Origin of the sequence: Bacteroides mediterraneensis (assembly GCF_016900355.1) — a bacterium.
Classification (GTDB): Bacteria; Bacteroidota; Bacteroidia; order Bacteroidales; family Bacteroidaceae; genus Phocaeicola.
In genome coordinates, this window is record NZ_JACJKA010000031.1 from 17146 (window position 1) to 31780 (window position 14635).

Sequence of the window (14635 nt, forward strand, 5' to 3'; positions counted from 1 at the left end):
GTTGGAAGCAAGACATCCTTGCCATATCTTGCGTATGGCGGTCTGTATGGCAGTACATGGACGGATGCGTAGCACTGCATGCCCTCTTGCGTCACGTCAAAAGTAGGAAGTATTTCCGTCACATGGGATGCCGGTGAAACAGTTTGGCATGATACGGCGTCAGATGTCATTACGTGTCAGGTAAACGACTGTTTGACAGCCCGTTGAAAGGGACTAATTTTGCACCGTAAACCATGACGGAAGAGGGAAATGCGCTTCATCGGTCTGCCACGCTCCGCAAGCGTCGCACGGCAATCCGGCGAAGGCGGATTCTCTGTTCAAACGAACAGAGCAAGTTGTGTCTTTGTCCGACAGAAATGCTTCTGCCCGACAAAGACCTCCGGCCCGCCCGGAGCGGGCGTTTTTCTCCAAAGTCGAAAATAAGGAAAATATATATGGGTAAAGACACAAGGACAAGAACAGGGAGGAAGCCCAAAAACGATCCGGCGGACTACAAATACAGCTTCCGCCTGAATGCGGCGGAGAAGGCGAAGTTCGACAGACTGTTGGCGGAATCGGGAGCCAGGGACCGTACGCTTTTCATCAAGAAGGCCATCTTTGGAGGCACGCTCAAAGTGATGAAGGTGGACAAGGCCGGCATGGACTATTACGTCCGGCTGACCGAGTTCTACAGGCAGTTTCAGGCGGTGGGCAACAACTACAATCAGGTGGTACGTTCCATCCGCAACAACTTCGGGGAAAAGCGGGCGATGGCTTTGCTCTACCGGCTGGAGAAGTCCAACCTGGAACTGATACTCGTGTGCAGGAAAGTGATGGCGCTCACCGAAGAATACCAGCGGAAATGGTCGCAAAGATAAGTCACGGGACAAGCCTCTATGGGGCGCTTGCCTACAACTTCAACAAGGTGGCGGCAGGTACGGCACAGGTCCTTTCAGGCAACCGCATCATATCCGACCGTCCGGACCAGCCGGGTGAGGACATGCGGCTGGCATTGCTTTCTTTCGAGAACCACCTGTTGGTGAACCGGCGTACCGAAAAGCCGGTCCTGCACATCGCCCTCAGTCCGGCACCGGAAGATACACTGACGGGCGGACAACTGGAAGAATTGGCGGCAAAGTACATGGAAAAGATGGGCTATGGCAGCCAGCCTTACATCGTGTTCAGGCACGGCGACACGCACAATCCGCACATCCACATCGTCAGCGTATGCGTGGACGATGAAGGACGGAAAATCAGTGATGCTTATGAACACCGCCGGTCCATGACGGCCTGCCGTGAACTGGAACAGGAATTCGGTCTGCGCAACAGTGCGGAAGTACAGGAGCGTGAGTGGGGAACGGAACTGAAGAAAGTGGATGCTTCGTCAGGTGACGTGCGCCACCAGGTAGGCAACACGCTGAAAGCCGTGCTGGAAAGCTACCGTTTCCAGACCTTCGGCGAATACAGCGCGCTACTGTCCACGCTCAATATTGAAGCGAAGCAGGTACGGGGCGAATACGGCGGCAGGTCCTATACCGGCATCGTGTATGCGGCAACGGACGACAACGGGAAGGTAGTCAGCCCGCCATTCAAGAGTTCCCGATTCGGCAAACGGTTCGGGAAGGAAGGGCTGGACAGGAGGATGCTGGTGCATGCGAAGGACTTCAGGGAAGGCAGGTGGGCACCGTCCATACAGCGGCAGGTGGCGGAAGCCATGCGCAACGCCCGCTCACGGGAGGAGCTGGTCAGGATGCTGGACAGGCAGCATATCGGGGTAGTGTTTCGCGAGAACGCGTCCGGCCGGATATACGGCGTAACCTTCATTGACCGTGACCGCCGCGAGGTGTTCAACGGCTCGCGCATGGGCAGGGAGTTCTCGGCTAACGTGTTCAACGAACTTTTCCGCTGGTGGGAAGGTATTCCGGCTCCTGCGCGGACGGATTCCTCTGCCGAACTTTGGCGCAGCCGCCGTCCGGAACAGGGCAGTGTGCTGGAACAAGCGGCCGGCATCCTCTCCATGGAACAGAATCCGGCGGTCGATTACGAGGAGGAGGCTTTCCGCCGCCGTATGAAACGCAAGAAAAAACAGCAGAAGCGCAGGTCACGCGGTATTTGACCGTATAGGAACAACGAATAATTTTTTAATTCTATGCAACAGGAAGACGATTTGAGGGCGCTTGCCAAAATCATGGATTTCGGCAGGGCTGTGAGCATTTTTTTGGGGGTGGTACATGTCTATGTGTACTGTTATCCGAGTTTTCACCACTGGAACTTGACGCTGGAGGTGGTGGACAGGATATTGTTGAACTTCAACCGTACCACGGGAATTTTCAACTGTATTCTTTGGAGCAAGCTGGCGGTAGTCCTGCTGCTGGCCATATCCTGCCTGGGTACAATAGGTGTCAAAGGGGAAAAGATTACCTGGAAAGGAATTGGTACGGCACTCTTCGCCGGGACGGTGCTGTTCTTTCTCAACTGGTGGCTGCTGGACCTCTCCCTCCCTCACGGGGCGGTCACGGCTTTGTATGTATTTACCCTCGCTGTCGGCTATCTCTGCCTGTTGAAGGCGGGCTTGTGGATGAGCCGTCTGTTCCGGCACCGGCTGATGGAGGACCGCTTCAACATCGAGAACGAGAGCTTCATGCAGGAGACCCGGCTGATGGTGAACGAGTATTCCGTCAACCTGCCTACGCGCTTCCGTTACGGGGGCAGGATGCACGACGGGTGGATCAATGTGGTCAACCCCTTCCGGGCTTCCATCGTGCTGGGCACGCCGGGATCGGGAAAGTCCTATGCAGTGGTCAACAGTTATATCCGCCAGATGATTTCCAAGGGTTTCAGTTGCTACCTGTACGACTACAAGTTCGACGACCTCTCCACCATCGCCTACAACACGTTGCTGCACAACACGGACAAGTACAAGGTCACTCCCAAATTCTACGTTATCAACTTTGACGACCCGCGACGCTCTCACCGCTGCAATCCCATCAATCCGGAGTTCATGACGGACATTTCCGATGCGTACGAGGCAAGCTACACGATTATGCTCAACTTGAACCGCACCTGGATTGAAAAACAGGGCGACTTCTTCGTGGAGTCTCCGATTATCCTTCTTGCAGCCATTATCTGGTATCTCAAAATTTTCAAGGGCGGCATCTATTGCACGTTCCCTCATGCCGTCGAACTGTTGAACAAGCCGTATTCCGACCTGTTTACCATCCTGACTTCCTATCCGGAGTTGGAGAACTACCTTTCCCCCTTCATGGATGCCTGGAAAGGCGGGGCGCAGGACCAGCTCCAGGGCCAGATAGCCAGTGCGAAAATTCCCCTGACCCGTATGATTTCCCCGCAGCTTTACTGGGTGATGACGGGCAACGATTTTTCGCTGGACATCAACAATCCGCAGGAACCCAAGATTCTCTGTGTGGGCAACAATCCAGACCGCCAGAACATCTATTCCGCAGCCCTGGGACTGTACAATTCCCGCATCGTCAAGCTTATCAACAAGAAGGGGCAGTTGAAGAGCACGGTCATCATCGACGAGCTTCCCACCATCTACTTCCGCGGGCTGGACAACCTGATAGCCACCGCCCGAAGCAACAAGGTGGCTGTCCTGTTGGGCTTCCAGGATTTCAGCCAGCTCAACCGGGACTATGGTGAAAAAGAGTCCAAGGTCATCCAGAATACGGTAGGCAACATTTTCAGCGGCCAGGTGGTGGGAGAAACGGCAAAGACGCTTTCCGAGCGCTTCGGCAAGGTGCTCCAGCAGCGGCAGTCCGTTTCCATCAACCGGCAGGATGTGTCCACGTCCATCAATACCCAGCTCGATTCGCTCATTCCGGCATCGAAGATTGCCAATCTATCGCAGGGTACCTTTGTCGGTTCGGTGTCGGACAACTTCGGCGAGAAGATTGACCAGAAAATTTTCCACGCCGAGATTGTGGTGGACCATGCCAGGGTCAGTGCCGAGGAGAAAGCGTACAAAAAGATACCTGTCATCAATGCTTTCAGGGACAGGGACGGCAACGACATCATGCTTCAGCAGATCCAGCGCAACTACGACCGCATCAAGGCGGACGCGCAGGCGATTGTCAATGAGGAGATGGAACGTATCAAGGCAGATCCGGAACTGTGTAAGCGCTTGGGATTGAACAATGGCGAAGATGGGGAAGATGATGAAGATGTAAAGAAATAGTTTGAATTTGGATTTGTATGTAGAAAAATATAGCTATATTTGAGGTCTGAAAATAACAATGTCGGCAGATTGCGGGATGCTTTCCGCCGAAGATATACATAAGTCGCAAGATGTCTTAAACCGAAATCTGGCAAAATTTCAAAAACGAAGACGGATTGCGTGTGGCTTATGCTATGCCTATAGCATGGCCCATGCGCGTTTTCGTTTTGGGCTTTGCCAGAGCCTCGGTTTAGAACGGCATGGGTACATGCTTTTCTTGCATAAGAACCGAGGTATGGCAAAAATTCAGATAGTGATGGCAATGACCCTTGACGGTTTCCTTCCGCAAAGCGATGAAATGCTGATGTCATGGGTAAAGGAGAACGGAAGGCATGGTATGCCGTACTGGCAGGAAAAGGCAGAAATCTGTATATACCCGTATTATGGGATGATAGACCTCATGAACATAACCGACAACAATACATCGTATGTCTATCTGGCAGAAGTGTCCGATGCGGAAAGTGCCGAATATGCTCGTGGATTGTTTCTCTACAATCTGGTTGATGAAGTCGTGATTTACTTGCTTCCGTTATCTTACAGCAAAGGCGTGTCTGCCATAAAGGGATTCCAAGCATGTCGGTGGAAACTTCATTCCTTTAAAAGATTCTTCAACGGAATCTGCCGCCTTGTGTATAGGCGGGTCATTCCTTGCTGCCCAGGCCGTATTGGTTGATTTTCTTGTGCAGCGTCTGTCGGCTGATTTTCAATTGTTCGGCTGCATGGGTGATGTTTCCTCCGTTTTCTTTAAGTACATACAATATCCGCTCTTTTTCATTGTGCCTTGCCTGTATCCGGCAGATATGGTTCTTCGCAGGCCGGGTGGTACAGTCAAGCCCCAGATTTACAGCAGTTATCAGCGGATTGTCAGCAAACAGTACGGCACGTTTCACCCTGTTTTCAAGTTCACGTACATTGCCTGACCAGGTATGGGATAATAAGGCGGCTTGGGCTTCTTCTGTAAAACCGCAAGTTTCCGCTTTTATTTCTTTTGAATACAGTTCACGGAAATGTTCAGCCAAAGGCAGTATGTCTTCAGGGCATTCAGTCAATGCCGGACAATGGATTTCCACGCCGGCAAGCCGGTGATACAGGTCTTCACGGAAGCGTCCTTCCCGTATGGCCTTCTCCATATCTTCATTGGTGGCTGACAGTATGCGTACGTTTGTCGGACAGACTTTCTGGCTGCCGACTGGGCTGTAAGTCTTTTCTTGAAGTGCACGGAGCAACGCCACCTGCATTTCATGGGACATATTCCCGATTTCATCCAAGAAAAGCGTACCTCCATAGGCAACAGCAAAGCAGCCTTCTTTGTCTTTCACGGCACCGGTAAAGGCTCCCTGGACGTGTCCGAAAAGTTCCGATGCTATGAGGTCTTTGGGCAAGCACCCGCAGTTGATTGCCACAAAAGGTTTGTCTTTCCTCCGGCTATGACGGTGTATGGATTGTGCTACGGACTCTTTTCCGCATCCGTTTGCTCCAAGTATCATGACGGGGAGATCCGAAGTAGCCACGCGGCGGGCCAATTGGTCAACTTGTCTGGCGGCCGGACTGTACCGTTCCAATAACGGGATGTTTCTTTCCCGACTGACAGGTAGGTTCAGGTGTTCATGCAGCAGCCCTAAAAGGGCATCCTCATACACCGGTTTGGGCAGATAGTCTTTGGCACCCAGTTTTATTGCATGTACGGCATCGGAAATGGAGGCATAACCGGTCATCACGACAAAAGGCATGTTCAAATTTTGTTGCACGCTCCATTCCAGCAAGCTGATGCCGTTGCCTTCCGGCAGTCGGACATCAGACAGCACCAAGGCTATTTCGTGTTTCTTCATCAGCCTGCGTGCGGTGGGTTCTTCAGAGGCTGTCAGCACCTCATAACCGGCCTTCAACAGCCATTTCTGTATCATGTTGGAAAGAATCAGGTTATCCTCTACCAGTAATATCTTATTTTTCATTGCAATGTCTCTTTTTTTGTTCGCATTCTTCTATCAGCTTCTTGATGGCGCAGATTACTTTGCTGGTATGTTCCCTGACGGTTTCGTCATCGTTTTTTTCATTATGCAGGGCTTGTCTGTATCCCAACAAAATGTGGTCTGCACCCAGCATTTCCCATACCGGAAGCATGCGGTGTACAACCTGGCGCATGGTTCCCCGGTTGGCATCCGGCAAGGCTCCTTCCAATTCGCACAAGTCTTTCCGGGACTCTTCTACGATAATGCGGAACATTTGTTTCCGGTCATCCGTATGTTCCAGCAATCGCTCATAGTCAAATAAGCTGTTTGGTATCGTTACGGATGCAGCAAATGCCATCAGCCCTTTCATGGAAAACGGTTTGTGAAGGCAACCGCAAAAGCCGGCTTCTTCATAAATGCCTGTATGTCCGTCTCCGCGTGCCGTCATGGCTGCGACCGGTACTGTGCGGGAGCATCCGATATTGGAGTTCCGCAATAGCTTCAGCAGACCGAATCCATCTGTTCCGGGCATTTGTATGTCTGTCAGTACCAGGTCGTAATCCGTTTGACGGAGTGCCTTGACCGCTTCTTGTACATTGGAGCAGGAAGTGCATCTCACGCCGTTCCGTCCGAACATGTCTTCCGCTATTTTCAGCAGGATGGCATCGTCATCCACTACGAGTACGTTTCGGGGAAGCACTCCGACTTCCTGTACCTGTATCTCTTCCGGTTCGCTTCCTTCTGTTGTTTCTGGCAAAGGAAGTGACAGGTGGAAAACGGTTCCCTTCCCGCATTGGCTTTCTGTACGGATAGTGCCTCCGAGTACTCCCAGCAGTCCTTTGGTGATGAACAGCCCCAATCCGAACCCTTCAGAATTCACATCCTGTGCAGCTCGTTCAAAGGGGCGGAAAATACGTTCCAGTGTTTCCTGGTCCATGCCTATTCCGGTATCTGCCACATCAATATGCAGTCGCCCGTCCTGATAAGATGACCGGAAAGTGACGCTCCCCGTTGGGGTGAATTTGATGGCGTTTCCCAGGAGGTTGTCAATCACTTGTTCCAGTTTGTCGGCATCGCCTTTTACTGTAACATTTGCCTGACGGTGTTCTGCTTCGAATATTAGTCCTTTGCTGTTGGCTTTGTGGGTATATTCTTGTGAAATCCGTTCGAGGAACCGGTCTAGCTGGAAAGGTATTTCGTTTTTTGTGTCTTTGGCTTCATTGATTTTATACACGTCCATCAGGTCATTCACTAACCGCAGGATATGGCGGCATGAGTGGCGGATGTTTTCCAGATAAGTTTCACGTTTTTTCCTTTCACGGGTATCCGATGCCAGTTCTGCGCAATTGTTGATGTTGCCGATGGGGCCCCGTATGTCATGCGATACGGTAAGGATGATTTTTTTGCGCATGTCCAACAATTCTTCATTCTCCTGGATGGTTTGTTTCAGGCGTTTTCTGATGCGGTTTTCCTTACGGATATCCTGTCGTATGATAAGAAAAGAAACCAACAACAGCAGAATGGCGGTGCTAATTACAAAGGCAAACAGCCGGTAAGACATGGCCTGTGCTTTCTCTATTTTTGTTTCCCGGCTGGTAAATCCGTTTTGGGCTTGTACGTCCAACGAGGCGATGACGGCATGCAGTTTTCGGTTTAGTTCTTTGTTTTGCATCCGTAAGCTGTCCACGTATGTATCCATTTCTTGCATTTGTTCTTCATACATAGTCTTCAGACTGTCATTCAGTGCTTGAAGTTCTCGGGTGGACGGGACTATGTATATCTTCTCTTTTTTGCCAAGTACTTTTCCGGCAAATCCGCTCTTCTTACGTAATACGGTTCGTATCTGGGTGGCTCGTTTGGCTGCTTCCGGCAGATGGGTGACCAGAAAACTGTCTGTTTCTTTTTGTCTTTTTATAGCTTCCATGATATGTAGCAGATGCGTTTCCTTATCTTCCAGTAACTTACGCAAGGTTTCTATCTGGTCAGGGTGAATGAAGTCATTGTATTTCTGCTTCATGGTGTACAGGATACTGTCTGCTGACAATCGTTTTTGGTGATACCGGTCGTAGTCCGGATTTTCCCAGGCTATGACTGATTCGCCGTATGTGGCAAGTTCGGTTATGTAGCGGTGGGCCAGGTTTATTTCTCGACGCACGGTTCGGATTTCACGGGTCTCCGCTTCAATTTCACGCATTCGTTGGCGTTCATACAATAAAATAGCGGCCATACTGCCGATGACCGCCATCAATATCAAATAGCCAAAGAGTATTTTTAATTGCAGGGGTGCTTCTCCCAATTTCATTCTTCTAATATCAAAGTTTAAAATTAATTAGTCACTTTTCCCTCAATAGGGGTTTAGTCCCTTGTTAAATAAGGGCTTAGTTATATTGGTAAAAATGTGCAAAGATACGATTTATATCGGTTCAAAAAATGCTTTTGATGCAATTAGTAATATTTTTCTTGGGCTTTGCGTGACCTTTTGATAGGATTTAAGTTGAAATTATTCGTGTGTCGAAAGAATAAGAATGAATATAAATGTGTCATAATCAATATATTGGTTTTATGCTATTTTAATAATTCAGATTTTGAATGTTTCGACCACAAAGAAAAATAAGCAATAGGTGATAATGACATAGAGTGCATAGAAAAATTTACCCCAGCGTTTTCTGTAGACTTGTTTTCTCTCGTATTTTTTGATTAGCTCAGACAGTTTATGGGGGTGGAAATAGGATTTGTAACCAAAATAGACAAATGGGGAAATAACACAGAAGGCCACTATATAAGATAAGAGATCGAATGTTTCTCCCCACGGGAGTAATTCCATAATATGAATTCCGATCCAAAACTCGATGAGGTGAATTACGGAAAGTGCATTAACGTACAAATTTAATGCAAAGAATAAGGGGGCTATCAAAACTTCCTCCCCATTTTGGCGAAGGAAGTGATTCTTATGGCAAAAATAATAGGTCCAATAGGCAATTTCTTGGAGCATATTTAATAGCGTTTAGGTGGCATTGGATGAATGTATGTTTGTTTGGGAGAATAAATTCTTTTTAAAGTTTGCTGCGGTTTATAATTATCCGGTAGAATTATTTTGAGATTGTCTTTGGGTAACATTAGAGGATCTTTTCTTTGCAGAGGCAAAGGGTTATGTGATTCAAATGCTCCTAAAGTGTCTAATACCCAATAGATGGTGCTAATTGTAAAACCAATAGGTCCTCCCAATAGGCCGATTGTTGAAATAGCCGTGTTTATCAATAATTTGCCGGGTTCTATCTCCCCGTTCTCGTATTTTGCATAGTCAAAAACAATTCCTAAGAAAAAAGTTGTCCACCCTACAACACGAGTGACTTTATATGTTTTAATATGAGATCTGCTCCCGCCTTTCCATCCTGTAGGGTATATTTTGGGTGAGAATACAGTATGATTACTGCGAAAAAAACGCATAGTATGTTTATAGCCAAGTTTGTCTGCTATATCTGCTGACATTCCCACTGTAGCATTCAGATTGGAAAAAATGTCAATTGAATTGCTGTCTTGGACTTGAGCTGGTTGTTGGTCAATAATCAAAGGGTTTGTTGCCCATTCTGGAGTATTGTGACCAAAAGATACCAAAGCAAAAGATCCCGTCCTACACCTTTCTATTTCAGTTGTCATTAAAGGATCTATTTGCAATGTTGTTTTATTTCCATTGTTAAATGTTACATTTCCAACTATGGACATACCCTTTTGCAACCTGTTCTGCAATTCAATCACAGATATTTCTTCATAATAATTGGGCATAATCAGAGTAATTTTAATAATTTGTAAAGACTGTCCCAAAATTTTATCTGGGACAGTCTTTTATGAAATGAGATTGAAATGTATTCTCTATTTTAACTCTGGAAATGATACCCCCAACTAAATTAAAAGGTATCATACGGATGTACTAAACATTTATTCTCCGGATTCCTGCCGATATTCGCTTTCCCAAACAGCTTCTTCCGGTCCATCGCCTTTGTGTCCCGCAAGTTGGATAATGAAACTCTTGGCAGGGAAGAATGGAGTAACGTGTAGATCCAGCAAAACATGGTCTTTTTGCTTTGGGTCTTGTTCTATCTTCATGACTTTGAAGCGTTCTATCAGTCGGTTAGGTCCCTTCACACTGTCAAGGAACTTGACGATTTGTTCACGTAGATCTGCTTCCGTACGCGTTGTCCAGTTTTCAAAGGCGCGACGGTTAAGGAAGTCAAACAACACCTTAGTAATATAGTCAAATACACGTACGACAGAATAGGTCTGCAAACCGAGGTTATCACCATTGAACAGGGTCTTGGCTGAGAAAGCCATGACTTTACTATATTCATTGACCATCGGTATGAGTCCCATCCGTTCAAGTTCGGATATTTCGCTTTTTTTGAGGTCAAATCGTACACTTTCCACTTCATTGATGCCGCCAAATTTCTTGCCGGCAACAACTTGCGACATCAAGGTGCTGTAAATCTTTCCGGCCAATGCTGCCGAAGGTGGTACATAGAGGTTTTCCTCCTCGCCTACGCTTTCTTCTTTTTGGCGTCCCAACAGCCAGTTGCATGTCATGATTGTATTGGACTTGAACGCATCGCCGCTCGTATGATCCGCATTGAAGAAGATGTCAACTACGTCGTCCGGAGATTCCAAATCTTGGAAGTCGGTTATTAGGAATACCTTGTTTTCATGTGCCATTTTGGACCATTTGTCCAATATGGCATTCGAGCCTAAATACCCCGGAATAACCAACAGCGAGTAATTACGACGCAGATCCAGACGGTCGAAATTTTGTCTCAACTCATTGCTGATATAATCGGCAAATACGGTATTGTCCAAATCGCGTAATTGTTCCAGACTGGCATTGACAATCGTGACATTCTTTACCTTGTCATTCTCTGTATTTTTATAGAACAAGGCTACCGTCCGGTACGCCTGCTCCAAATCATGCGTACGAGCCAAAGCTGCTTTCAGGTTTTTGTTCAGCAGGTCTTCGGCTTTTACAGCGGTGTCTTTCGCTTTGTCACGCATTTCTTCGGCAGATTTGTTGTTTCGGAGCAAATCTACCCATACACCTAAACGTCTCACCAAAGCCTTGCGCTCATCTTCCCATTGGGCATCGGTCAAAAATATATTGCGCCGTGCTTTGCGGTTGGGATTCATGTTTGAGTATCCGTCAATGATGTTCTCCAAAAAGGAGAAGCCCCCGAATTCTTTCAGACGGTCTATGGCGGACGCCGATGATGTTTTGGCTTGTTCTGCAGTTTGTATGGAGGAAGCAACAGCTTGCTGTTGCTGCGGTTGGTCTTCTGGTCTCATAGTGGATATGTTTTAGATTTTAGACTTTCCTTGTACTGCCAATATTTCTTGAATCGTCGATTCAAGTACTTCGGCTAATGCATTTCTTGTTTCTGGATTCTCGATGACTTTTTGAAGAGCACGGTTGGAAGCCAATTGCCTGGCAATCTTGATGCTTTGTTCCCTCTCAATGTCAAGTTCACTCAAGAACTCGCTGTTCTCCTTTATCTTATTCGCACCGAAATCGCCTAAATTCCGGAACGTCATGACTTCTTTCACTTCCTGTCCTTCAGCATCCGTGTGCTCCAGTTCAACCGTAGGCTCAAACCGTTGGAATACATCTTCCACTGTTTGCAGACCATACACGCACTCTGGGGAGGATGGGGCTTCATCCGTCAGTTTCTGTACTATCAATGTTCGGTTCGATGGAATCTCGGCAATGGATTCATTAGCATCCACTTTCACTTCGTTGCCGCCAATTCCGTAATTATACATGCTCATAGTTGTTAAATTTTTTATTTAACCAAAGATTATCTGTCATTTTCGGGCGGCAATATACGAAATCCTTTTCATTCAATCAAGCATTTTGCCAAATAAACGCAAAATAAATGCCATGCATAAGCGCGAGATTATGTTCTGTAACATCATTTCTTGAATAATAGACAAAGATATTGCTTCCCAGAAGGTGAAAATGTGTTTAGGACCGCCTTATGGGAACTTGGTTTTGTGTTATTGTCTGCCTTTCCAGTCACCAGCGGTTGGACAAAATCGCATTTCCTACAATAAGGCTGTCGGCAGATAGCGTAATGGTTGTGAACAGAGGACGTTTCTTGTCCACATTGAAGATCTCCCGATAATAGACTATGTAGGCACAGTGGAATTCAACAGTGCGAAATACGGAATTGTCTTCAGTCTTATAATAAATGATTTTACCGCTGATGGGTTTGTATTGGCTGTTTATCATAGACTCTAAAATGTCTGTATCCTTTGTGGATTCGATACTGAACGTAACTCGTCCACCCACTACGGACGTAACCGGACGACCTTTATTGTCGGTCTTTCGGCTGAATTCGATTTGCGAGAGTATCACCTCTATTTCTTTTCCCCGTATGCTAACGGTTGCTCTAAACGCACTCATATTATTATAATATATACTGGTTATGAATCAAGACCTACTTTTGCCTTGATTAAAGCAGAGCCCCGCTTTCAGAAGAAGAAAAGGATATTACAGAGAACAAATATAGGGGGAAAAAGAGTATATTCCAAATTATTAGGCAGAAAACGACGTATTTTATAGCAGAAAGAACAAATAGAAGGCTTCTTGTATGGGTTTCTATCGGCATTTTTAGTACATTTGTCCGGACATATAAATGCTACAGGATATGGATATAGAACAAATGATAAAAGAAAAACGTCAAATTCTTAGTGCCTTGGACAAGGCTATTGATAAGACTTTCAGTGATGATGAACACATCCGCAAGGAGGGCAGAGAGGAACTTGAATGTTTACGTGGGAAAGACCCCGCAGTACCGTTTTTTATTGGTTATGCTTATGAAATAGAGTATAATCATACGAAGAAGGCTTTCTATGCACAAAAGGCAATAGATGAGTATAACAATATTATCAGTTATAAATATGCTTTTTTGGATGCAGATATTAAAAGGTTGAAGCGTGAACTGAATAATAAGTCGTAGTGAGAGGCGTTATGGCTCTTACAATTTTTAGGCATGTAAGAATTTAGATATTGTATGGAGTACAACAAACTTATAAGTTTAAGTAAACGGCCATTTAGTTGTCATGTTCAAGTTTAATATACCAATTATTTTTGATAAGCTTGTAAAAAGTCGTATCTGAATCAGTTCTACGATATAATTCATTCAAATCCATTTGTGAATTTTCAATGGACTGGCATTCTTGTTTCAGATTAGGAGCATAGAGAAATTCTTTGGTTGTTCCTCCAATAGAAAGGCCATACATGAAATAGGGAATAGAAATAATTATTTCTGTAGAGTCATGTCCAGTTTCCTTTTTCCGTTCTTTATTCCAATAAAAAATGCGTTCACAGTTTATCTCTAACAGAAGAGAGTCTAACAATTGTCTGTCTTCTTGAGATAGTTTCTTAATGCTTAGTTGGTCTTCACCATATAGTGTATCGGTTCTGTAAGGTGGATAATAACATCCGTAGGTTCGTTGTGAAATTACATTTTGTATTTTATTAAAAGCTGCTTCATGCAAAGTAAAGTGCTGTATCATTTCATTATCTGTTGGCAAAGAGAGTTTGCAGCTTGTAATGAACAGGCAAGAAAACAGAAATGTTATTTGTGATATTCGCATTTTTCTATATGTAAAGGTTTGTTGTTACGATAAAAGAGATACAGTTCGTCCAGTATGAGTTGTGGTGTCAATGTTGAGGGAATGGCACCGAACTTGTTGAATAGACTCATTCCTACCTTTATGGCTTGGGTGTCTTCTGCATCATCGAATGCGCCAATAATATCAGCATCTCCGAAATCGACGAAACGATTGGATATGTATTGCTTTGCCCATGTTGAATATGATCTGTTATTGTCGCCCAATTGGGCAAATCCGGCGCCATTGACAAGCTCAAATGCGGTAAATCCCACATATCTGCCTACAAAACCATAATGGATGTTTGACCAAATGTCGTACATGAATTTCAACTGCGTAGTACTGTCACAGGCCCAGTCACCGCCTTGTAGCTCTTTGATTTTTCTTGTGATCCCATCTTTTTTTGCAGCTACTAGTCCTTTCCATTTTTGATAGGTTTGTATTCTTCCGCTTATTCTATCCGAAACGGTGTTTGCGATGTTATAGTTGGGTGCGAAAGTCGAGACAGCAGCTCGTCCCAAAGGAGTCATTTTTCTGAGGGCCTGTTTCTGTGAGTTTTGCGCTTTATTATAGTGATTCAGAAGATGAATCAGTTCTTTAGCTTCAATGGTGTTGATATTCCTCTTTATTTCCTTACAGACATAACTCGCTGTGTCTATAACTGGCGGTATGGATGATAAAGAAGATTGTTTGCTTTCGGTTGTTTCTCATCTGAGATTAATTCCTTGTTGTTTTCATTTTAGTCTAAAGATAAAAAAGATATTTTTATTTCATTATTATAAGTTGCTACATGTTTGAATTCTTTTGGTAACACCTTCAT

General features: G+C 45.8%; 13 protein-coding genes. 5 read left to right on the plus strand and 8 right to left on the minus strand.

Going from position 1 to position 14635, the window contains the following annotated elements; genetic code table 11:
- Nucleotides 1-434: 434 nt before the first annotated feature.
- The 4 genes from mobA (at nucleotide 435) to H6A28_RS13425 (ending at nucleotide 4886) form a co-directional block, all read left to right on the plus strand.
- Nucleotides 435-857 (plus strand): conjugal transfer protein MobA, encoded by a 423-nt coding sequence (mobA, locus tag H6A28_RS13410; protein WP_204428982.1) that lies wholly within the window; start codon nucleotides 435-437, stop codon nucleotides 855-857.
- Nucleotides 842-2095, plus strand: coding sequence for a conjugal transfer protein MobB (gene mobB, locus H6A28_RS13415; protein ID WP_204428958.1), 1254 nt, complete (start codon nucleotides 842-844; stop codon nucleotides 2093-2095). Before mobA ends, mobB begins: the two co-directional genes overlap by 16 nt.
- Before the next feature lie 33 nt (nucleotides 2096-2128).
- Nucleotides 2129-4174 (plus strand): conjugal transfer protein MobC, encoded by a 2046-nt coding sequence (gene mobC / locus H6A28_RS13420; protein ID WP_204428959.1) that lies wholly within the window; start codon nucleotides 2129-2131, stop codon nucleotides 4172-4174.
- A 274-nt stretch (nucleotides 4175-4448) separates the two neighbouring features.
- Nucleotides 4449-4886 carry a hypothetical protein gene (locus tag H6A28_RS13425; protein WP_239465373.1) on the plus strand — a complete coding sequence of 146 codons (438 nt, stop codon included), beginning with the start codon at nucleotides 4449-4451 and terminating at the stop codon, nucleotides 4884-4886.
- Here the strand turns inward: H6A28_RS13425 and H6A28_RS13430 are convergent.
- The 6 genes from H6A28_RS13430 to tssD form a co-directional block, all read right to left on the minus strand.
- Nucleotides 4855-6165, minus strand: a complete 1311-nt coding sequence (locus H6A28_RS13430; RefSeq protein WP_204428960.1) for a sigma-54-dependent transcriptional regulator — start codon at nucleotides 6163-6165, stop codon at nucleotides 4855-4857. The genes H6A28_RS13425 and H6A28_RS13430 overlap by 32 nt on opposite strands.
- Complete coding sequence (locus H6A28_RS13435) at nucleotides 6155-8464, minus strand: hybrid sensor histidine kinase/response regulator (RefSeq protein WP_204440329.1); 2310 nt, start codon at nucleotides 8462-8464, stop codon at nucleotides 6155-6157. The genes H6A28_RS13430 and H6A28_RS13435 overlap by 11 nt, the downstream gene beginning before the upstream one ends.
- A 692-nt stretch (nucleotides 8465-9156) precedes the next feature.
- A complete protein-coding gene (locus tag H6A28_RS13440) occupies nucleotides 9157-9945 on the minus strand; it encodes a hypothetical protein (RefSeq protein ID WP_204440327.1) in 789 nt (262 codons plus the stop codon).
- A 153-nt stretch (nucleotides 9946-10098) separates the two neighbouring features.
- Entirely contained in the window at nucleotides 10099-11487 is a 1389-nt protein-coding gene (locus H6A28_RS13445; protein ID WP_204428964.1) for a DUF5458 family protein, read from the minus strand.
- Nucleotides 11488-11499: 12 nt separating this feature from the next.
- Entirely contained in the window at nucleotides 11500-11967 is a 468-nt protein-coding gene (locus H6A28_RS13450) for a hypothetical protein (RefSeq protein ID WP_204428966.1), read from the minus strand.
- Nucleotides 11968-12214: 247 nt separating this feature from the next.
- Complete coding sequence (gene tssD, locus H6A28_RS13455; RefSeq protein WP_204428968.1) at nucleotides 12215-12604, minus strand: type VI secretion system tube protein TssD; 390 nt, start codon at nucleotides 12602-12604, stop codon at nucleotides 12215-12217.
- A gap of 244 nt (nucleotides 12605-12848) precedes the next feature.
- On the opposite strand from tssD, the gene H6A28_RS13460 reads away from it, so the two are divergent.
- Nucleotides 12849-13160 carry a hypothetical protein gene (locus H6A28_RS13460; protein WP_204428970.1) on the plus strand — a complete coding sequence of 104 codons (312 nt, stop codon included), beginning with the start codon at nucleotides 12849-12851 and terminating at the stop codon, nucleotides 13158-13160.
- Nucleotides 13161-13254: 94 nt separating this feature from the next.
- Here the strand turns inward: H6A28_RS13460 and H6A28_RS13465 are convergent, their stop codons facing one another.
- On the minus strand, nucleotides 13255-13800 hold the full coding sequence (locus H6A28_RS13465) for a DUF4948 family protein (RefSeq protein WP_258336261.1): 546 nt from the start codon (nucleotides 13798-13800) through the stop codon (nucleotides 13255-13257).
- Complete coding sequence (locus tag H6A28_RS13470; protein ID WP_204480787.1) at nucleotides 13782-14345, minus strand: polymorphic toxin type 44 domain-containing protein; 564 nt, start codon at nucleotides 14343-14345, stop codon at nucleotides 13782-13784. Before H6A28_RS13470 ends, H6A28_RS13465 begins: the two co-directional genes overlap by 19 nt.
- Nucleotides 14346-14635: the final 290 nt, after the last annotated feature.